Genomic DNA, 21676 nt, shown 5'->3' on the forward strand with positions numbered 1-21676 from the left:
AATTAAGCGTTTAAACAATTTTGTAATGCCACTTCTACTGCACCCTTTAACATAGGTACTTTGAATGCGTTATTCGATAATGGCTTTGTTTCCTTAACAACGATGGCCGCTGCTTTTTGAAACGTTTCTAGAGTTGCATTTTTTCCTTTCAGGAAAGCTTCTGCCTCGTACCAACGCCAAGGTTTATGTGCTACACCACCTGATGCCAAGCGTGCTTGCACTATTTTATTCCCATTTAACTCAAGTGCCGCAGCTACAGAAATCAATGCAAAAGCATATGATTCACGGTCGCGGAGTTTAACGTAAGCAGCGTTCTTAAAGAATTGGTTGGAAGGAATATCCACGGCTGTAATAATACCTGAAACAGGCAGGTTATTGTCCTGTTCGGGTGTTTCACCTGGCAAGCGATGGAAATCTTTAAAAGGAATAATCGTTTCTTTTTTATCGGTTGTTCGGATGATTACATTCGCATCCAAAGCAGCTAGTGCAATACACAAATCGGATGGATGCACGGCTACGCATTCAGTAGAATAACCTACTATAGCCGACATACGATTTTCGCCATCAATAGCGCCACAGCCCGTACCTGGGTTGCGTTTATTACAAGGCAATGTAGTATCGTAGAAGTAAGGGCATCTTGTTCTTTGTAATAAATTCCCACCGATGGACGCCATGTTTCTTATTTGTGGTGAAGCACCGGCTAACAAGGCTTTTGAAACGAGCGGGAATTTTGAGCGAATCAAATCATGATTAGCAGCTGCGCTATTACGCACCATGGCACCAATGCGGATACCTTTTGCCGTGGTTTCGATTTGATCGGGCAATGCCTTGGTGATGTCGAGCAACACTTCTGGCACAGTAATATTTTTCTTCATCAAGTCGAGCAAGTTCGTACCACCGGCGATACATTGGTGACCGTCGTTTGCTTTTCTTGCGCTGGCTTGATCGAGTGATTGGATACGTTGGAAAGTGAATGGTCTCATCGTGCAGCAACTTTTTGAATGGATTCAACAATACCGTTATAAGCGCCGCACCTGCAAAGGTTGCCGCTCATGAACTCCTTGATTTCAGCAACAGAACCTGTACGGCCTTCATTTACACAGGCTACGGCCGACATGATTTGCCCAGGTGTACAATACCCACATTGGAAGCCATCACATTCTAAGAATGCTTGCTGCATGGGATGTAGTTTTCCATCCTGTGCCAAACCTTCTATGGTTGTTATTTCATGGCCTTCCATCATCACTGCTAAAGAAAGACAACTTAATGCACGTTGCCCGTCGATATGCACGGTACATGCACCACATTGACCATGGTCGCACCCTTTTTTAGAGCCCGTTAAGTGTAGTTCTTCCCGTAAGAGATCGAGCAATGTGGTACGACTATCGACCGATAAAGTATGTTTTTGCTTATTCACGATAATCGACACCGTTTCTTTCTCTTTAGAGCGAACGATGGCTCGTTTTACATTGTTGTAAAACGCCTTTACACCGGCAGGAATAAAAGCCAGTGAAGCTGCCATAGAGGAAGTGAATAGGAAAAAACGCCTCGAGATTGTTTGTTTTTCCATAGAAAAGTAATTATTTAAGCTATCAATTTTTCAACTGTTGTAACTGGACGACATTACAAGCAGCCATATTTTACAATATCGGAATTCGCTCGTTTATCAGCATAGTAAACATGCATCAAATAATTGCGAAAATCAATCCATTTAAAGCGCTGGGAAAAGACAACGTGGGAAACGGGTTTGACCATCCCGTTTTTCAATCTATTCCTTATCAAAAACACATGTATTAAATATACCAAAAAAATGCCAGCAACATGGTATTGAAGCACTTAATTGGGCCTTAAGATGGTAAAAAACTGTGAGAAAAGGAAGGAATGACGAGAAAAGTTGGTTGAATGGTGGAAAAATGGCCTTGAATCCAATTTTACGCAGGCCAATTAACAGTTTTTAGAGCTGAGTTAAATAAGCTTTGATATATGGGTTTCCAATTTTCACTAATTCCTCTTTATATTTATTGACGAAATAATCAAGGCTTTGCTTAATTCTTGGCTTATTAAGTTTTGCCTTATGCAGTGCATCGGTATGAATATGACATAAATAACAGAGCGATTCTAAATTTTCGGGATAATTATTTAATGGATTATGGTCCTTGTGATGCATATGCATATATACCCTATCCATCCGGTCTGTTATTTTAAGCGAACAAGCATTACATGTATAATTCATCATTTCTCTAAATATTTTTGAGATCTCGCCTGAATTATAGGGCCTTTTATCAAGCGACACATCAATTGTTAATGCGGCATTTGCTAATAACATTTGATAGAATTCCTCGGTAGTTCGTTCTATTGTACCCACCGCTTCCTTAGCACAATTCCCACATAGCGACAATCTAACATCATGGTAAACATCTCTTGTCGTTCGTTCTTGTACATCTACGACATTGGAATTACTCCAAATATACTTTGTGTTGAAAGCTCCCCTACTCATTTGATCCACGATGGTCTTGCATTTCATGATATGAAATTTTGGGTACTGGTTATGTTTAGCTACATCGTAACTATACATATACATATACCCTCTTTGAGCCTGGTTATTAATGGTTCGGTAAACACCGTCTTGTCTATAACTAATATGTCCGCTAATCTCTTCTTGGGTAAGATCAACCTTAATTACTTTAAAACCACTTTCCTTCATCTGTGGATACCCTAACTGAGTGAGCTTCTCCTCTAATTTATTGAATGCATATAAACGCATGGTACTATGGATGAATTTGTTGAATAATTTCTTCTACTAATTGTTCGCTGGATGTTACAATTCTGAATTCCACCCTTCTCGACAATTGTTTATCAATCTCGTTTCTTGAATTAATTGTATAATCTCTATTTTTATCTAATGTTCTTCCGAAAGAAAGACCATTTGCTGTAAGCATATATTGCAATTGCATTTGTTGCTCTAAGGTAAGGGCCTTATAGCAGGGTAAATTGCGTAAGAATTTTAGCACTTGTCTTGATCTATCTTGAGAGAGTTTAATATTATCAATATAAGGGTCGTTGGTTTCGTTTGTCGGTGTTTGATCAGTATGCCCTTCTATTCTGATTTCAGCAATACTTTGTTTGTATTTAGGGTCGAGTATCACCTTTAAATACTTAGGAAAAAACGCCGCTAGTATATCTTGGAACTGGGCAGTTACTTCAGCTTTACCAGGTTGAAATAGTACTTCTGGATTTGTGAACTTAATCGATAGATCCTTGTCTAATTGTAAATTCCACTTTGTTGCCTGGTTATGAAATGTTTTCTCTAAATCGAGATACAAATTTTCCTTTACAAGTTTATAATTTTCAAATAATTGGTCTTGTTTTTTCTTTTGATATTGAACAAGTGCCATAAAACCAAGAGAAATGAATAAAAACACCAGCATAAGTACCGTCATTAGATCGGCATATGGTATCCAAAAGTTTTCTTTCTTATTTGCCATGCTAGTTTCTATTTCCAATCATAAAACGTTGAATGCAATTATCGAGATTTTCCATCGTGGTACTTAAACGTTCGTAGAACTCGGCATTAATATTTTTAACATTCTCGTTCAAGCTATTAGACGTTTGACGAATAATATTAACAGCCTCGTTCATTTCTTTCCTGTAGTTCGTCCAAACATCACTATTCATATTCCTAAACTCTTCCATTTTCTGAATAAGAATGGTTGCTGCGTCTTTAAAACCGCGTTCATGCTTAATCCAATCATTTAATTTATTAGTTGTTTCATCATACTTTTCAGCTGCAGAATTAATAGCAATTGTACTTGCGCTTAACTTCTGGGTAATATCAACAAACTTGGTATCGTTAATCATTACCTGGTCTAGTTGTTTAATTAACAGGTGCAACTTACCCTCTTCTTGCGTAAGTATAGTAAGGCTTTGGGAAACTGTTTGCATTGTATTGGAAGAGTTTTCAAATGCAGCAGTAGTTTGCTTAAAATGGTTCGTTAATTGAGCTATTTGGGCTTTATTTTCAATTTGCCAGCCATTTAACCTGTTTACACTCTCATTCAGTTCTTGGAAATTTTCCTTTACCAGTGTATCAATTAACTCATTCATTTGTGTATTAAACTGTTCGGTTACATTCCTCATTACATCTACAAGAGCTTCCGTATTGTTTTTCTTTAAAATATCAGCGAACTCAATAAATCGTTTATTCAACTCATCACGGTTTGCCTTCATTGTTGTTACAATTAAATCTGAGTTTGCATTAGCTTTAACACCTATATCAAATTGGGCATTACGTATATAATCTATATTAGCTCCAATGTCTTTCAACTGGCCAATTTGTTGCTCCATCATTTGATGTATTCCAGCTTGCTGGTTTACTGATTGTTGTAAAATACCATCCAACTTCCCTACCACATCCACCTGGATACAATTAACCAGTGTTGTTAAATGCTGACTGTTCTCCCGTTGCATTTGTGAAATAACATGTGCTATATCAGCAAGAGCAGAAACTTCATCTGATTGCTTTTTAGGCTTATTGGGGGCACTATCGATTTTCTTTTGGATAATACCTGTGTATTTTTGAAATACAATTAATAAAGCAATACCTAGGATGGTTGCAACAAATGCAGATTTTAACCCTTCTAATAATAAGGGAATACTTTCTTGGATATTACTTGTGTCGAATCCATGTAAACCAATCGTAACCCCGATTGCTGTAAATAGGATGCCTAGTGTAGGAAAAATAGAAGGAATAGCATCGAAAATATATTGGTTATTCCAGAAGTTATAAGATTCCTGGGGTTTGTGTTGTTCATTCTTAAATCGTTGAACATAGAATACACATGCTAACACAACGCATGCAAAGATGCCAATAAATATTGCTTCAAACATATAGGGTAAATGGGTTTCAAACCTCTAATATATATATTTTTCACATATTTAATGCTATTACATATAAGTAAATCCTGGTTATGCAAATGAAAGTTCCACGAAAAAAAATTCAAATTATTTTTGGATAGATTGGTTAATGAGTAGGATAAGGTAACATATTTACAATAGGCTCGCTCCAAAAGAAAGGATAATAAACTAGCATGTTTATACCTTGGTAAGGTATTCAATATTTTTAAAAGAAAGGCAAAGCCTATTGTATTGGAAGCGTTGGCGGCTTATGAAAACAAAAACAAGTATTTTGAAGGATGTGCGTAATTCACTCGATCCAGCATTTGAAATTCCAGTCCAAATAAAAAGCTAAACATACTAAAACCAAAAACGCCATCTCTACAATGTAGAGATGGCGTTTACCATCTTGTGCCCAGAACAGGAATCGAACCTGCACTACCTTTCGATAACAAGATTTTGAGTCTAGCGCGTCTACCAGTTCCGCCATCTGGGCCTCAAAGCCGCAACCATTCTATCAATTGCGGGATGCAAATGTAAAGATGTTTTTTATAATTCCAAACTTTCTTTTGAAAAAAGATTTAAACGAGCTCTTTTGTTCGTTTAATTCGAATGGAATTTCTTCATCTATTTCTATTTGCACACCTTCTATGCAGTACTGTTTCTCGTGTTGTAAATAGTAGTGTAATGTATTTGACAAGTTGGATGAAGCATACTTTACCTTCTTTTGTTTTAGTGCTGTAGCTTTTTCGTTTTCGAAAACAATAAATCGATTATTCCTCCTATCGTACTCCATTACGAGATGACTGTACCTCATTTCACCTGGATGAAAGTGATTATAGGCACCTGGGTAAAATATGTTTCCCTCAAAATATCGCTCGAAAAAAGTGCTTACTTCACTATATAAGAGAGGTGATTGTTGATAGATTGATCTTTCACTTAGAGACAGTCCTCTTTGCCAAAACAGCTTACGAATCAGCCCCCATCTTTCTAGCGATGGATCGAATTGAATAGGAAGTTGATTATCGAAAATAAAGGGAGCGAAGGTGGCATTATTTTCCCTGTGGTGATTAACTACATCTTTCCATTTTCTATACCGATTACATGTATGTATTATAATAATGCCATCGTCTTGTTCCTTCACTTTTACCCACAAGGGAATCCGTGCACGATTCGTCAACAAATCGCATACCTCGTTCAATGTAAGTTTCACAGCAATATATCCCGGCAATCGCCACCAATTGATAATGTCACTATCGGAATCTACACAAGGTACACCCTCTAGTGTTTCCGGTAATATAACATACGTCCGCTCTTCTAACCTCCCAGGTTTTTTCAAGTAAAACTCGAGCGTTTTTCGGAATTGGGATTTGAAGTATACTACTGAATGATTCATTAAATAGTTAGGTTATTGAATAATGAAGCGTTTGTTAGTTCCCCAATAATGCCTCCAACTCCTCTATCTGCTTCCTTCCCGGCTTCACTGTAAATATACCAGTTGTGCTATCTTGCCTTACACCACGCAAGAATAGGTACACAATACCGCCAAAATGTTTATCATAGTCGAAGTTTGGCAAGCGTGTAGACAGGTATTTCTTTACGGCAACGGTGTAAATTAAATATTGCAAATGATAGTTATTGTTGTTCATTTCTGCTAACAAAGCAGCAGCATTGTAGCTTTCCAGCTGGTTGCCTAAGTAGTTGGACTTCCAATCCAACACGAAAAATTTGCCTTGGTGTTCGAAGAATAAATCGACTTTACCATTCATGATGCCCTCTATTTCTTGTTGATTATAATCGGAGAAGCGTCGCACATGAATGTTTACATCATCGCTTGATAATTGTTGGAGTGCATGGGGTTGAAACAAGGATACGGGGAAATCAAATTCAAACTCCGTCATCCTTTTCTCCTTCCCAACAGCGGATAATTGGAATGTATTTCCGTCCACTTGTAATGGTACGCGTACAACGTGCTGCACCAGTTGCTGTAGCATAGGCATATACACCTCATCCTGCCCAGGCAAATAACGATCTAGGGCAGTTTTTAACCAGTATTCCCATTTCGAATCGTCGGAGAAGCTGATGTTCTCGAAGATAAAGTGTAAGAGGTTACCTGTTTTAGCACCACGTTTGAGGGTATTGAATATAAATTGGTCGTAGGCATCGTCTATGGCTTCACCATAAGGCAGGCTTTTAAGTTCTGCTTTGGCACTTAGCATTGTGTAACTCATCTTCCGCCAATGCTCTTCCTCTAATTGGAAAAAAACTTGCTTTGTATTGCGTGGCCCGCTCGATGGAAGTGCCTGCTCTTTATATGGCACAGTGGGCATCGTTGGGAGTTGACTTTGTATTGAAATAAGTGCTGCATCGATAAACATACCCTTTAGTTCGTTGACAAACACTTTCAAGGTCGACTTGCTGGCCCGTAGGTTGCTATATATGTAGCATTTGTATACGGCACGGGTAATGGCTACATATACTAACCGCCTATTTTCTTGCTCTTGCTGCTCGCGGTAAGCTTGTTTCTGCGCATCGCTCTGCCTGCCTTGCTCGGCACTATAATATTCGCCTGTTTCTGGGTCACGGAAGCTCACAAAATCATCTCGCTCCCGTTCTGTAAAATCAAGATAAGGGGCCAATACAATATTGTATTCTAAGCCTTTACTTTTATGAATCGTTACAATTTTTACAGCAGCCTCATCACTTTCCATCCTTTGTGTATACTCATCTCCGGGAATAGCCATTCCATCAATACCACGTTTCAGCCAAGAGATCAAATCACGTAAAGATAAATTACGCCTGCTTTGTACTTGGTGAACAATTTCGGTGAGTTGCAGCAAATTGGTTAAAATGCGTTCACCGTTTTCAGCACGGTTCTTCAATAAAGAAGTACGCACGTTAAAATCGGCAAAAAAGGCCATTAGCGCCGTATACACACCATCTTTATCGAATAGCTCGCGGTATTTCGTGAAGCAGGATAATACTACTTCATCATCCAAATGTAGCATGTCATCTACCGAAAACCCAGTTAGCGGCGATAACAAAGAACGGTTAATGGTCGAGCGCTCAGGCGATTCTATCGCTTCTAGTAAGTAATATACTTCAATGGCTTCTGCTGTATTCAATACCTTCACTTCATCGATTAGCACAGCAGGAATACCCTGTTTCGCTAATTCATGCTTTACTTCCAAACCCTCCTTGCCTGTTCTCACCAAAATGCCAATATCTTCCGGTGTAATAGCACTGGTTGTACCGTTTGATTTCACAATCTTGAACTTTGTATCAACCAATAGCTGGGCTACTTGGGCCACTACGCCGGTAGCTATTTCCGACTTGGTTTTACTTTCGAAAATAGTAATGGGTATTTCGGGTTGTTGATCGTAGTAAAGCAATCCTTTCCGGTTCTCGGCAGGACTTTCCACATCTATATAATCAATACTGTCTACTTCATTTTTAAAACAGAAAGTATCAAAACCCGGCGTAGGTCTGAAAAAAATATTCATCGCCTGGATCATAGTGGTCGACGAGCGGAAGTTATGATTCATATCGTACAAATGCTGCACGCTATTACGGGCTTCGAAATACGTGTAAATATCGGCCTTGCGCCATGCATAGATGCTTTGCTTGGGATCGCCGATGTAAAACAAGATGGTATTGCTGCCAAAAGCGGTATTGAAAATCTCGTATTGCTGGCGATCGGTATCTTGGAACTCGTCGATGAATACGGCTTTGTACTTTTCTTGCAGCTTTTCTACTAGCTTGGGGTTATCCCGGTGCACGAGTGCTTTGTGTAGGTTGACAATCAAATCGTCGTACCCTAACATGTTATTACGTGCCATATAACCCTGCACGCCCTTCCCTACTTTGCTTATGGCAAAGCAAGTTAACCAGTGATGAATGTTGTCTAAGTGTTTTGTAATCTCCGATTCGATCCCCTCTTGTTTATCAATCAATTCTACTATATCACAAAACAATTCATGTATATACGCGGGCGGTTTGCTACCATTCTTCTTTTCCTTCAACATCGCTACAAACGCGGCAGCATCGTGCAACAATGGCTCGAAGGCCTTCTTCGCATGTGCATTTTTCTTGGCAGCGGTAGCTATGCTGGGTTGGTTTTTATTGATGTAGTCGTACAGCGCATTCAAAGCTACCTCTTTATGCTCGCACAATTGCGCATGTTGGGTCATCCAATCATCTTGGCGGAATGACGATATTCCATAATCGGCTGTGTCATCATATCCCAAGTACTTTTTACCGCTCATATGTTCTTGTAACACGTTCTGCATGCGACTTCTCATGCCTTCACTCCATAAGCTTTGCAATAATGCCGGGTGCAAAGTAGTTACCTGTCGACGCCAGAATTTATTGAGTTCTTTCTCTACAATAGGACTCGTATCTGGCACCATTTCAGCACCGAATAATTGGTCGGTTTCAAATGCATATTCGTTTAATACTTGCTGGCAAAAGCTGTGGATGGTTAAAACAGATATTTCATCCAACAACAACACCGCATCCCGTAACAAGTGATTCACAGTTAAAGGATCGGCGGCATCCACGGCTTGTAATACAAGTGTTGTGATATTATCATCGTCTATTTCGTTCCCGAAACTTACTTTATAGGCTTTTCGAATAAACAAACGGATACGATCCTTTAATTCGGCTACGGCAGCCTTTGTAAAGGTTACCATCAATATCTCCTTCACAGGCACACGTTTCTCCAGTACCAATCTCAACACGAGAATGGCAATAGAATAAGTTTTCCCTGTACCGGCACTGGCTTCAATGAGGTTACTATCTTCTAGCGGTACTGTAAGGGCATCAAAATGTTTATATCGTTCGTTCGTCATTTATTTACTGTAATAACCTGGAAAAATATCGGCCAGCGGGGCAACAACTTGCTCGCAAACGCGCTTGAAGGTAATAGCGTGACTAGGTTGGTCGAAATAACCACGTTCATATTCCTTTACCATGTACCTGTCGCTATTGGCAAACTTGCCACCTTCGAAAATATCATGCACCAGCTTGGCAAATTTCTCTTCATCGATTCCTGCTATTTTAGCGGGTTCAATATCGAAGTCGGGGGAGAATGGAAGTATCTCCGTTAGCCCTTGTAAATAGAAGTTCTTTAAGATACGAAGGCGCTGTATTGCATCTTCCCGGCTAATGGATGTTGCCTCGAAAACTTGTTCTTTAGCGGCGCCGGAAATGAATTGTAAACCTGTTAGTTTACCGGCGGCTACGCCAGCTAGGTAGGCAATATAGGCTTCGATCATATTCCGTAAATCGCGGGTCGACCACGATACTTTTACCCATGTGCCATCGTATACATTTTCTAAGCTGCATTTCAACACTACTTCATCAACCTGTATATCAAAATCCAAACGCTCCGCCAACTTACCTGCTGTACAGGCTTCAAATAAGGCTCGTACAGGCTGCACCTTTTCTTCTACATGTTGAACCGCTACATAGGCCATATTGCGCAATGGCAACTTACCCGTTTTCACCAAGGCGGCACGTTCGGCCGGGGTAATACCTTGTGTAGGTAGCAGCTTGTGTTTCATACCCCATTGCTGCAACTTATCTAAGCTGAACAACTCTGTTTCTCCCAACAAAATAGGATCATCGTTGAAATAGATGCCGAGTACTTTGTTGTAGTATGCTTTGAACGGGTTTTTGAAGAAGTTCGTGAGCATATCCAAAGTAAACTCTTCTAGCTGTGGTGCTTCAATTGTTTTATTAGGGTTAATGAAGTGAAGGGATGACAGGGCGTTCACATCCAAGTAACTATACAAACCAGGTACTTGGCCGTATTTACGACTGAATTCCTGCATGGGTTGCACTTTCACTAATTTCTTGCGCACATCTTCCGGGTTGCCATTGTACCCGGCTTCAATATAATCCAATAACTCGTCTACCAAAACGGAAGGCGGAATGGCCGTATTATCGCTCACACTTCTACCCAAATAACTAATGTACAAATACTGTTGGGCAGAAATGGTTGTTTCTAGGAATAGGTGCTTATCGTTCTCCTTCAAGTTACGATCTCCCCGTTTCGGTTCCTTCGACATAATATCGAAGCTCGATTTATTCTCTTTGCGGGGGAATTTATCATGGTTCAATCCCAATAACGCCACTACTTTAAACGGTATACTACGCATTGGAATAAGTGAACAGAAAGTAATACCCCCGTTCGCAAAAAGACTACTACGCGTGGTGCCAGTAATCACATTCAGCAAACTATGTACAAACACGCTATAGGGCACTTTACCAGGCAGGTACTCGTGTAATAAGTTGAATGCTGAAAGTTCCTTTAACAAGGTGGTATAATCTTCATCGCTTTCGTCTTGTTGTTCGTACACAAGGCTATGCAGTAATTGCTCTACGTACTTCACCCAATCGGCAATACTACGCGCTTCGCGGCGTTCTTCTACGGCCGTGATAAGCACTTGCGCGAAATGACAAAAGCGGATTAAGTCGTATGCTTCTTGCCCTTCCGCGATATCCAAGGGGAAAAAGCTATCGGTATATTCGCCGAATTCGGGTTCGCCGCTCATACAAATGCCGTACATAATCCGTTGAATACCGTATTTCCAGCTTACATATTGCGTTTCGTCTTCTTTATTACCTTCAATGCCAAACCTAATATTCGCGGCCTCAACAGCGGGGCGTAAGTACACGGGATCTTTTAGGTTAAAGCGCTTTCGGATGTACGAGAAATCGAGCAATTGCATTACCGCTTCTGCGGCAAATGTTTCTTCGTCTAACAACAACACCGCTTGTAGTGCATTGAAAAGATTATCGTTATCGGCATAGCTTTCATCGGCGATGGTATAACGAAAACGGTGCGGTGCGTGGTTGAACACGGCTTTGATATAGGGTGCATAAGCATCAATATCACTAACCATCACCACGATATCGCGGGATGATAATTTCTCTCTCCTTTGGTCGGACAAATGCACCAAGTAATTGTACAACGCTTCTACTTCCCTAGCAACGGTGTAGCAAGCATGTACTGTTATAGAGCCATCGGTTAAATCATTCTCCGAAAAACGGGTGCGATGATCTGTAGCGGCTGTAAATATATCGTGTTGGATTTTGTGTAATAATGAATCGGTACGAGGTTCCACCACGCCAATTTCTTCGTAGGCATTAAGGAAACCATCGTTCGCAAAAAATAGGGCAAAGCTGTTTTGGATCACCTTTCCCCAACCGGTGAGCAAAGCATTCCCAACAACCGCTGCATCTACCCTATCTTGTAACCCTTTCGCGCGCCAACGGGCTAACTGTTTCTCGTTTCGATCTTCGAACCAAAACACGCCGGGTGCTGGGTTCAGGATATGGAAATGTACATCAATCACCTTCGATACCTCGTGCAAGATTTCTACGTGGAATACCGTTAGGATGGATAAGCCAAATAGGTGAATGGCAGGCATCCGGTTAACGAGCGACTTGTGTTTCTCCGGTTGACTTTTTAGTATATCGAGGATATAATTCCCAATAAGCGTTTTATCAGGCAATATATCACCCGACAATTGCTTCACCCTTACCCATAACCATTCTTGCCACTCTTCTGTTTGCAATGTTTGCATATCGGCTTGGTTCCATTGCTGGATCATGCCGGGGCGGTATACTTGGTATTGATCGAGTAAATCGGCTACTTTCTCGGCTAATACCATCTTCTTCAAATCCGTTTCTTCACCGTGATCGAGGTAATAAGCAGCTACATCGGGGTAACGCTCTATGAACTCCGGTTCGCCGAGTAGTTTAAACAACAGCCAACTTAGATGTTGGGACGACATGGATTGAATACTCGGTCCTCCCAAAATCATGTATAGCTGGAATAGCAAATCGTTCGGTTTTAGAAACCGGGCATTTGCAGCAATACCTACTTGGTATGCTTGCCGGTGTTTCAACCAGTTATTCATACCCTCGGTTTGCGTAATAATATAGTGAGGTTGAAATACGCTATAGTTGGCCGTTTGCAGGTCGTTAATCAATCCTTCTGCCAAGCTTTCTAACGAATTCGACACCTTGAGAAATAATGCCATAAATACTTTTTATTGATCCTCCTTCCCGGCAGCCATTCTTGCGTTGATACCGGAACCCCTGTCCACGAATTTAGCGGCGGCGTTGATAATCGTTTGCTCGCTGCCTTGTACAAATACTTTTTTACGGGCGCGGCTAACGGCGGTATACAGCAATTCTCTTGTAAGAATGGGTGTTTCATTAACGGGTAATACAACAAGCACCGACGTGAACTCGGAGCCTTGGCTTTTGTGGATAGTCATGGCGAAAGCAGTTTCCGCTTGTGCCAAGTATCCCGGGAAAACGGCTTTCAAATCGCCGTTTGTATCTTCAAACCATGCCATCAGCACACCGCTTTCATCCTTGCGAATAATGCCTGTATCGCCATTAAACAGGCCGTGTTCATAATAGTTACGGGTAAGCATAATGGGTTTGTTCTCGTAAAAGTTCGTGCTTACCTGTAATAACTTTTTGTCTTGCAGGTATTTTTCGATGCGGCGGTTGATGGTGGTTAAACCCTGCGCTCCATCGCGTATGGCTACAAGTACACGTAGGTTGTTTAGCTTTTTGAGGGCTAAACGGATATCTTTTTCTTTGATGAACTCGGCGTATTCGCTAATGAATTGTTCGAATAACTTTTCGTTGTACTGTTGATCGATATGTACTTCTTCATCTGCACCCGGTACAAGGAATGCTTGGATAACCGGTACATTATTTTGAATGAGTGCTTTACTGAACCTACCAATGCCTGCATGCCCGGTAAACCTTCGGCTATGACGAAGCTCTACAACATGTTCGAACAAAGGGTGTTTACTTTGATGCTCGTTCGCTGTAGTAGTAATAGCACTCTCCTGCGCCATAAAGCTATTCATTAGCGCTGTTCTTTCGGGCGAGAAAACATTTAATTGTTCCTGCGCCTGGCAAAGATCCCCGAACAAACTCCCTGCTTCTACCGAAGCTAATTGATCTTTATCGCCCAACATAATCAACCGCGATGTAGGTTTAATGGCCGACAATAACTTGGAAAATAAGGCCAAATCGATCATCGAACATTCATCGACAATCATTACATCGTAATTCAATGGGTTCTCTTCATTGTGTTTAAAATAATGAGAACCGTTGATGGGCTTCAGTAGCCTGTGAATGGTAGAAGGACTTAAATCCTGGAAACGTTTCGCTGTTGCCGGGTCGGTTTGTGCGGCCGCATTCCGTAAGCTTTCGGCCATACGGGCAGCAGCTTTCCCAGTGGGGGCAGCTAGGGCTACCTTTAACTGTGGATCGATGGTATATAGAATGGACAGAATTTTTGCTACGGTAGTGGTTTTACCTGTTCCCGGGCCGCCAGTAATAATGGTAAAGTTGTTTAATACCCCGCTGATGGCGGCGGCTAATTGCCAATCAACTTTGTCGGCACTACCTTCGGGGGTTGAGCCACCGGGGAAAAGCGCACGTACTTGCGCTTCGTGTTGTTGCAAGATGTTGATACGTTCTTGCAACACGCTTTCTTCGGCTTGTAAGAAAGCAGCGATATACCGGAGGAAATTGGTTTCGTACTTGAAATAGCGTTGGAAATACAAGCGGCCATTATGCAAGATGAAGGGCTTATCTTCCGCATTGTTAATAGCCACCAGTTGAGAATTATACAGGCGCGAGGCATCCACTTGGTTCGCATAGGAACCGGGTAAGTCTTGGATATCTCCTTCGAGCTTGTGCAAGTCTAAACAGATATGTCCCTCGCCGAGTTTTTTGGATAACAAGTAAATGAATGGCTTCAAAGCCGGTACATCGAAGTATTCCGCGAACTGTTGGTGCACATCGTTAATCGTAACAATATTTTTCATACTACGTTTCTCCTGTTCTACAGGCACTAAGGCGTATTTTTTAGGAAGATAAGCGAATAATTTGCAACGGGTGCTAATTCCGCAGGTTTTTATGGTGGTACCCGGGGAATAGCAACTTGCAAAGTTATTCAAAGTATGGGATTTTAAAGGGAAGATTGTTGGGGGAAACCGTAGAGCTTCTGTAAAAAATGTAATATCTTCCTACATGTAGTTGTTGCAAGCCGTGTTCCGATGCCCCGTTCTACAGTATTTATGCGAACATTATTCTTACGATTGGCTACAATTATGCCCTTGATAGCAACGGCTCAAACAAAGCACTTGGGAGGCGATGGTTTCAATTGCTATTTTGCAGTCGATAAAGATTAGCAGGACACTTACAATTTAGAACTTTACATTTTCATAATCAATCCCACTTAGTTCGAAAAAGAATTGCATCTGTGCCATTCCAGCACGTGGATTTTGGAAATCAAAATCACCCAATTTTTTAGCATTGTCAATAGCGGATTTCAAATGCGGTTTAAGCCTTAAATAAATATCGTTTCCTTGTGCTGTAAAGTACTTTTGTGTTTTATCGAAATTAGGTAAATGCTTTTTTAGCCTATCAATAGCTTTATTACAATCAGTAAAATATTTTGCAGTAGACTCAAAATGCAGCAAAAACCAAAACTCTAAACAGGGATTATTTATAATAATAATTATGCTGGATTCTTTACTCTTTGCATTTTTCTTTACGATAGCATTATAATAACGCTCTAATTTCTGCAGAGGAGTTTGAGTTCCTTTTTCGGCCAAAAGAGTTTCGTTGTTTACCACATCTAAATCAATAATCCAAAATACCTTATCATAGTCTTCACTCAGTTCGATCACTTTATTATATTGATCTTCTAATTTTGTTTTTTGCGGAATTTGTGGACTTAAAGTAATACCTAATTTTCTTTCATTACGCTTCAACATTTGCAAATACCAAACTTCACATTCTCCATCAACAACGAAAGCAAATCTTAAAGGTTTTGGTGATAATCTTTTGTTACTTTGCCTCATCCTCGATATCTATAAAATAATCACCTAAATTGGGAATTCCGCCTAATTTACCGGCTTTATAAGCATTGTATACATTAGTGGTATCTCGGATTACCGATGTATCAAAATCAGCCAAGGAGTATAATTCAGTAGTACCCTTCTCTGATTTATCTGTAAACCATATGGCATCGTTTCTGAAAATATCCTTGTTGTTAAATACTTCTCTATTATGCGTAGTTGCTATGATTTGAGACTTCTTTGAATTTATTAAAAAAGAAACAATAAAGTGTGTAAACAGATCTGGATGCAAGGAGGATTCGAGCTCATCGATAGGAAATATAGCAGGCTTTTGAATTACCAAACTTAATACTCCAGCAAATCCATAATACCTTTTAGTCCCTTGCGATTCGAGATCAAATGGCAAACTATATTTTTCTTTGTTTACAGTATGTTCAAACTCTAGGTTTAAAGACGTAACCTTCCCCTTGATTTTCAGCTCTTCCAATTTATCACTTGGAGCTTTTACTTGTTTTTCTAAAAATTCAATAAAACCATTGGGGATAGCCTCCTCCTTCTTCTCAATTAAAATATTGGAAATATTAAAGTCAGCTTGTTTTAAAATATTTAACACAGTTTCCTTTTGAATTTCCGCATTGTCAATACGAGCTGTAACATAAGTACTAAGATCGGTTTGAGTTACAATTATTCTTTTTAAATAATTCGCAAACCAATCGGTTACATCTTTCAAGTGTTTTTGCTCAATATTTGTTTTAATAAAACCACCTAATACAGTATTATTCCAAAGTGTATTAGCAGCAAGCGTTTTAGTAATATCCTTATCTTTTTCTATCTTACTATTGAAAGTTATTAATGACAATTGTTTTTCTACATCTGTACTTCTCTTATAGACATTATTTTTCTTGGGATTGTAGAAATATAGCTCTTCATTAATAATAGCCTTTCTATTGAACTCCACTTCATAAAAATAACGCGTTCCATTTTGTATTAAATCAATTGATATATGCGAATTCTGCAAGGAAGACTCAACATCAAATAAAAATGGGTTAAAATCTAATGTTTCAGTTTTTTTTGTTTCTGGCTCTATAACAAGATCACGCAAAAAATCTAGTGCATTTAAAATAGTGGTTTTGCCTGAGGCGTTCGCACCATATATAAGCCCCAATTTTAAAACTCTTACATCATCAAGTGCTTGAATTATATAATAGTCTTCAAGTAAACTTGATTTATCGGCTTCAAATGACAATGTTTGTTTATCTTTTATTGGACCGAAATTTTGAACACTGAAATTTACAATCATCCTCTCTTCAATTTTGGAATCAATTTACAAAATTAATAGCAATTATTATTAACAAGCAATACCTTTTTATCAAATTTTTGTAAATCATTTTCAATTTCAAATAAAATAAACATCCTCCATTTACACGCTACATATCGCCTTCAAATGTTAAAGGAATTATCCCCTTTAACATGTCTTTCCCTTAAAGGCATATCCTTGAAATAAAAGTATATTAACGCTTATAAAGCAAATATGCAGTCGACACTTATGTGATTCAATTCTATTTTTAATATGATTCAACTGAATGGATAGACAAAGGCAAGACCGCCCTGGTAACGAGGAAATAATGTAGGAGCGATAAGAAATAAACAAAAAAGGTCGGAGAAAATTCTCCGACCTTTTTGCCATCTTGTGCCCAGAACAGGAATCGAACCTGCACTCCCTTTCGAAAACAAGATTTTGAGTCTAGCGCGTCTACCAATTCCGCCATCTGGGCTCTTATCTTTTGAACTGCGTTTTGCGCCGTTCGGGTTGCAAATGTAGAATTGTTTTTCAATTCTGCAAAAAATTATTTTCAATTGTAGGAAAATTCCATAATTCATTGTCTTACAAGCGATCAGCTTTCATTCCCAAACATATCCAAAATACATCCCCAAAACATCCAACATATATCTCTACCATTGGAAGAACATTGGGGTAATATTGGAAAACCATAGAAAAACCTTTAAAACATATTGTAAAAACCACTGCGAGAAATATAGGTACTACTTCATTACTTGGTTACCAATCCATTACGCTATCAACCCAATACCCACCAAGCAGAAACCCCAGTGTTTTCGGGCATCTACACTTTTTTCACCGACATTTCACCGACTTTTACCTACAGAACCCCAGAATTGGCGCGGGCCGTACCGACAGTTACCAAGGCTTTTGTCGACAAAAACCTTATCAAAGGGCCTATTTTACCGATAACAAGTAAGCTTTTACCTTGGATTTTATCGACTTTCACCAAGGTTCCTCCTAATAGCTATCATATAATCAAAGGAAAACCAGCTACTTGTGAAGGCAACCCGGCCAAACGCAAAGTCTCCTTAAAGGCAAGTTAAAGGGTTATCAAAGGCTTTTTATAGGCTGGTTAAAGTCTTTCAAAGGGTGCCTACAGTACTGGCAAGGGTTTTAAGCGATTTCAAAGGGAAGTTAAAGTCTTTCAAAGGGTACCCCTAGTGTTTTCAAGGGTTCCAGGCGATTTTCAAAGGGTTTTCAAAGGGTCGTCAAAGGCTTTGTGCTAAATTTTAGCAGTTGGGGGGGTTGGGGAGCCAAGAACGAGATTGCCTTGGAGCATGGGCAAGATCAAAATAAGGCATTTTAAGGCCAATAAAAGGCGCCTTTTGACCTATGACAACAAAATGTTCGGTTGATAAAAAATCGCCCTAAAAACAGCTTTAAAATAACAATCCGGCAGGCAATAAAAAAGAGTAAGCTTTACGCTTACTCTTGTGCTAAGAATTTATGAAGGCACCTTATCCCGTTTTTCACGATCCCAAAATCGATGTTGCGCAATGGCATCTATGAATTGTTGGATAAATGTACTATTTGCATTCTCCGATAATACCAATCCCAAAGTGGCTTCAGGACTATTGCTACCCAGTTTTGTACCAACATACGTTGCTTGTAAAAACGTAATCCCTTCACCATTCGCAGCAATTGGTTTGCAATGACTATATGCTTCGTTTACAAAATGAACAGCATCTGGGTCGGCGATTAATGCATTCACATGCTCATCGCCACCGGGAATATACACAGCGTCGAATAGAACCGATGCGGTGGTTAATAAACTCATATCGGCTTGGATGTTTGTATTAGTGCTGGTAACGATGCTACCATTACGAGGGCCAATTAGCACTGCTTGTGCCTCAGCTTGCGCCAGTTCGGCTTTTACTTTTGCAACAGCGGCTTCATCTACTCCATCGGCTATTAACACGGCGATTTTACGCGATTTAATGGTGTTTTTGATAGTATTCGCCATGCTTAATGATGGTGCGTTGTCGATAGGCGCTTGCTTTTCTACCGGTTGGAATTCCACCGTGTTCGCATCCGCTCCAAACATATGATTTACTGGGGCTAACGGTTCATCTATGTCTACTCCCAATCCTGCTGCCACTTCCGCTGCAAGGCGCGAGTTGACATGCGATAACAATCCTACCATGCGCTCGCGTATGGCCGGTATCGTTACTTTACCTAATTCAAATCGCAAGGCACGAATGATATGCTGTTGCTCATACTCCGATTGACTATTAAAAAACAATTTCGCCTGGCTAAAGAAATCCAAGAAGCTCTTACTACGTCCCCTCACTTTATGTGCATCTACACGTTCGGGATACGACGTAAATCCACCCTCCGACATCTTCGCTTGGAACGGGCATCCACCACCTGTTGAATTCGGATGGTAACTCGATTTGCCTACATTAATTTCTTGGCGCATATATCCATCACGTTGGTTATTATGAATGGGCACCACCGGCCTATTAATTGGAATCTCGTGGAAGTTCGGGCCTCCTAAACGGATCAATTGCGTGTCTGTATAAGAAAATAAACGGCCTTGTAACAGTGGATCATTTGTAAAATCAATCCCCGGCACAATATGGCCCGGGTGAAAGGCTACTTGTTCCGTTTCTGCGAAGAAGTTATCCGGGTTCTTATTCAATACCATTTTGCCAATTCTTACGACAGGTACTATTTCTTCCGGGATAATTTTCGTTGGGTCCAGCAAATCAAAATCGTATTTGTGTTCATCGTCTTTCGGTACTATCTGCACACCGAATTCAAATTCCGGGAAATGACCATTTTCTATGGCTTCGAATAAATCGCGGCGGTGGAAATCAGGGTCTTTACCGGAAATTTTCTGTGCCTCGTCCCATGCCACTGAATGTACGCCTAACAAGGGTTTCCAATGGAACTTCACGAAGTACGATACGCCTTCTTCATTCACAAATCTAAAGGTATGTACGCCAAAGCCTTCCATCATGCGTAAGCTACGCGGTATAGCCCTGTCCGACATGGCCCACATGATCATATGCATCGATTCGGGGCTGAGCGATATAAAATCCCAGAACGTATCATGCGCTGTTGCGGCTTGGGGAATTTCATTGTGTGGTTCGGGTTTAACGGCGTGTATTAAGTCGGGAAATTTGATGGCGTCTTGGATGAAGAATACCGGCATGTTGTTGCCTACTAGATCGAAGTTCCCTTCTTCCGTATAAAACTTCACAGCGAAGCCGCGTACGTCACGCGCCAAATCGGTGGAACCACGGGAGCCGGCTACGGTCGAAAATCTTACGAATACCGGGGTTTGTACGTTCGGGTCTTGTAAGAATTTTGCTTTCGTATACTTCGCCATCGATTCATATACTTGAAAATACCCGTGGGCGGCTGCCCCTCTTGCATGCACTACGCGCTCGGGGATACGTTCATGGTCGAAATGGGTAATTTTCTCACGTAGAATAAAATCCTCTAAAAGGGACGGGCCACGGTCGCCCACTTTTAAAGAATTCGTATCGTCGTTCACTTTTACACCTTGGTTGGTGGTCATGAACTCGCCGGAAGACTCTTCCTTATTGGGCTCTAGGTCTTCTTGCTTTTTGTTGATGTTACCAGGAAAATCTTGGGTTGCCATTGATGAAATGTTTAGAAGGTGAGGAAATTCGTTGAGTATGGATTTGTATACCATAGTGTTACAAAAAGCCAGCCGCCTTCTAAAAAGCAACACCCCAAGTATGTAAACATACCCAGGGTGTTACTAAATTTTCCGTTCAGCAGAACGTTCAATGGAATGGTAGAAACAGTTGTTCTAAAGAACCCTACACCGTTTCTTGCAAGGCGCCGGTATTAATATACCGCGCCGCAATAGCCGATAATTGCTCGTCCATTTCCTTCTCCTCTTTCAATGTTTCTCGCAATATATCCGCTATCAAATGATATTGTAAGGTCTCCGCAAAGGTAACAAGTCCACCATAGGTGGCAATTTCGTAATGTTCAATCCGCTGCCAGCATAATATTAATGCGGCATCGCGTTGGGCCGACTTCTCCTTGGTTTCCGACATTGTTCTGCGGGCTTCTTTAATCAAGCCCTTCATTCCCACGCTTTCTTCGAATGCCAATGGTAGGTCCAAATGTTGCAACACGCTTTCAATTCTGTTTACGTGCTGCTTAGTTTGATGATTGTGAACGGCTAGCGCTCGCTTCAATTCCCGTGCTTCGGCAATTTCTTCCCATTGTTTATACTGGTCGACTAACGACAAGGCCGTCCAATACAAGCAACGCATTTCGCGTACAAACAATTGGTGCAGCAGTGTGCTGCCGCTATCTTGTGAGTGTAATAGTGGATCATGTCCCCAGCTGGTCATATTCGTATTAATTTTATGGTTACTGGAAAAGAGTAAATCAAAAATGATGCAATTTGTAAAACACCGATCCTATATGCATTGTTAAAAAATTTCTTGGGGAATATGGCGTAGCGATTTTGCTACAAGTTGTTGGCGGATTCACTTCCTTTGCTTACATTAGTTATTATTCGGCGAATGAAAAAAAATCCGAACTT

The 21676-nt window shown here is 40.4% G+C and carries 14 protein-coding genes and 2 tRNA genes; 1 reads left to right on the forward strand and 15 read right to left on the reverse strand.

Going from position 1 to position 21676, the window contains the following annotated elements:
• Positions 1-2 precede the first annotated feature (2 nt).
• The 13 genes from LX64_RS24145 to LX64_RS24205 all read right to left on the reverse strand — a co-directional run bounded on the left by LX64_RS24145 (position 3) and on the right by LX64_RS24205 (position 17575).
• Positions 3-983 (reverse strand): FAD binding domain-containing protein, encoded by a 981-nt coding sequence (locus LX64_RS24145; RefSeq protein WP_111600278.1) that lies wholly within the window; start codon positions 981-983, stop codon positions 3-5.
• Positions 980-1570: a (2Fe-2S)-binding protein gene (locus tag LX64_RS24150; RefSeq protein WP_111600279.1), complete on the reverse strand. Its 591-nt coding sequence runs from the start codon at positions 1568-1570 to the stop codon at positions 980-982. The genes LX64_RS24145 and LX64_RS24150 overlap by 4 nt, the downstream gene beginning before the upstream one ends.
• 384 nt (positions 1571-1954) lie before the next feature.
• Positions 1955-2764: an HNH endonuclease signature motif containing protein gene (locus tag LX64_RS24155; protein WP_111600280.1), complete on the reverse strand. Its 810-nt coding sequence runs from the start codon at positions 2762-2764 to the stop codon at positions 1955-1957.
• Between the two features lie 4 nt (positions 2765-2768).
• Positions 2769-3485 carry an OmpA/MotB family protein gene (locus LX64_RS24160; RefSeq protein ID WP_111600281.1) on the reverse strand — a complete coding sequence of 239 codons (717 nt, stop codon included), beginning with the start codon at positions 3483-3485 and terminating at the stop codon, positions 2769-2771.
• A 1-nt stretch (position 3486) separates the two neighbouring features.
• Positions 3487-4887, reverse strand: coding sequence for a MotA/TolQ/ExbB proton channel family protein (locus tag LX64_RS24165; protein WP_111600282.1), 1401 nt, complete (start codon positions 4885-4887; stop codon positions 3487-3489).
• A 418-nt stretch (positions 4888-5305) separates the two neighbouring features.
• Positions 5306-5389: transfer RNA gene (locus tag LX64_RS24170), tRNA-Leu, on the reverse strand.
• A 21-nt stretch (positions 5390-5410) separates the two neighbouring features.
• Positions 5411-6289 (reverse strand): hypothetical protein, encoded by an 879-nt coding sequence (locus LX64_RS24175; protein ID WP_111600283.1) that lies wholly within the window; start codon positions 6287-6289, stop codon positions 5411-5413.
• Positions 6290-6323: 34 nt separating this feature from the next.
• Positions 6324-9743: an exodeoxyribonuclease V subunit beta gene (gene recB / locus LX64_RS24180; protein ID WP_111600284.1), complete on the reverse strand. Its 3420-nt coding sequence runs from the start codon at positions 9741-9743 to the stop codon at positions 6324-6326.
• On the reverse strand, positions 9744-12944 hold the full coding sequence (gene recC, locus LX64_RS24185) for an exodeoxyribonuclease V subunit gamma (protein ID WP_111600285.1): 3201 nt from the start codon (positions 12942-12944) through the stop codon (positions 9744-9746).
• Positions 12945-12953: 9 nt separating this feature from the next.
• Complete coding sequence (gene recD / locus LX64_RS24190; protein WP_245952817.1) at positions 12954-14789, reverse strand: exodeoxyribonuclease V subunit alpha; 1836 nt, start codon at positions 14787-14789, stop codon at positions 12954-12956.
• 354 nt (positions 14790-15143) lie between these two features.
• The gene (locus LX64_RS24195) at positions 15144-15803 is read right to left on the reverse strand and encodes an RloB family protein (protein WP_111600286.1); all 660 of its coding nucleotides are present in this window, start codon (positions 15801-15803) and stop codon (positions 15144-15146) included.
• Positions 15790-17100, reverse strand: coding sequence for an AAA family ATPase (locus LX64_RS24200; protein WP_111600287.1), 1311 nt, complete (start codon positions 17098-17100; stop codon positions 15790-15792). Before LX64_RS24200 ends, LX64_RS24195 begins: the two co-directional genes overlap by 14 nt.
• Before the next feature lie 391 nt (positions 17101-17491).
• Positions 17492-17575 (reverse strand) — tRNA-Leu (locus LX64_RS24205).
• A 280-nt stretch (positions 17576-17855) separates the two neighbouring features.
• On the opposite strand from LX64_RS24205, the gene LX64_RS25880 reads away from it, so the two are divergent.
• Positions 17856-18185 carry a hypothetical protein gene (locus tag LX64_RS25880; RefSeq protein ID WP_148707443.1) on the forward strand — a complete coding sequence of 110 codons (330 nt, stop codon included), beginning with the start codon at positions 17856-17858 and terminating at the stop codon, positions 18183-18185.
• 401 nt (positions 18186-18586) lie between these two features.
• Here the strand turns inward: LX64_RS25880 and LX64_RS24210 are convergent, their stop codons facing one another.
• Complete coding sequence (locus tag LX64_RS24210; RefSeq protein WP_111600288.1) at positions 18587-20752, reverse strand: catalase; 2166 nt, start codon at positions 20750-20752, stop codon at positions 18587-18589.
• A gap of 184 nt (positions 20753-20936) precedes the next feature.
• On the reverse strand, positions 20937-21482 hold the full coding sequence (locus LX64_RS24215) for a DUF892 family protein (RefSeq protein ID WP_111600289.1): 546 nt from the start codon (positions 21480-21482) through the stop codon (positions 20937-20939).
• Positions 21483-21676: the final 194 nt, after the last annotated feature.

The organism is Chitinophaga skermanii, assembly GCF_003259335.1.
In the GTDB taxonomy this organism is placed as follows: domain Bacteria; phylum Bacteroidota; class Bacteroidia; order Chitinophagales; family Chitinophagaceae; genus Chitinophaga; species Chitinophaga skermanii.

Excerpts from the sequence above, each read along its gene's own strand:
- LX64_RS24145 (WP_111600278.1), bottom strand. The coding sequence starts at position 983 with ATGAGACCATTCACTTTCCAACGTATCCAATCACTCGATCAAGCCAGC.
- LX64_RS24150 (WP_111600279.1), bottom strand. The coding sequence starts at position 1,570 with ATGGAAAAACAAACAATCTCGAGGCGTTTTTTCCTATTCACTTCCTCT.
- LX64_RS24155 (WP_111600280.1), bottom strand. The coding sequence starts at position 2,764 with ATGCGTTTATATGCATTCAATAAATTAGAGGAGAAGCTCACTCAGTTA.
- LX64_RS24160 (WP_111600281.1), bottom strand. The coding sequence starts at position 3,485 with ATGGCAAATAAGAAAGAAAACTTTTGGATACCATATGCCGATCTAATG.
- LX64_RS24165 (WP_111600282.1), bottom strand. The coding sequence starts at position 4,887 with ATGTTTGAAGCAATATTTATTGGCATCTTTGCATGCGTTGTGTTAGCA.
- LX64_RS24175 (WP_111600283.1), bottom strand. The coding sequence starts at position 6,289 with ATGAATCATTCAGTAGTATACTTCAAATCCCAATTCCGAAAAACGCTC.
- recB (WP_111600284.1), bottom strand. The coding sequence starts at position 9,743 with ATGACGAACGAACGATATAAACATTTTGATGCCCTTACAGTACCGCTA.
- recC (WP_111600285.1), bottom strand. The coding sequence starts at position 12,944 with ATGGCATTATTTCTCAAGGTGTCGAATTCGTTAGAAAGCTTGGCAGAA.
- LX64_RS24195 (WP_111600286.1), bottom strand. The coding sequence starts at position 15,803 with ATGAGGCAAAGTAACAAAAGATTATCACCAAAACCTTTAAGATTTGCT.
- LX64_RS24200 (WP_111600287.1), bottom strand. The coding sequence starts at position 17,100 with ATGATTGTAAATTTCAGTGTTCAAAATTTCGGTCCAATAAAAGATAAA.
- LX64_RS24210 (WP_111600288.1), bottom strand. The coding sequence starts at position 20,752 with ATGGCAACCCAAGATTTTCCTGGTAACATCAACAAAAAGCAAGAAGAC.
- LX64_RS24215 (WP_111600289.1), bottom strand. The coding sequence starts at position 21,482 with ATGACCAGCTGGGGACATGATCCACTATTACACTCACAAGATAGCGGC.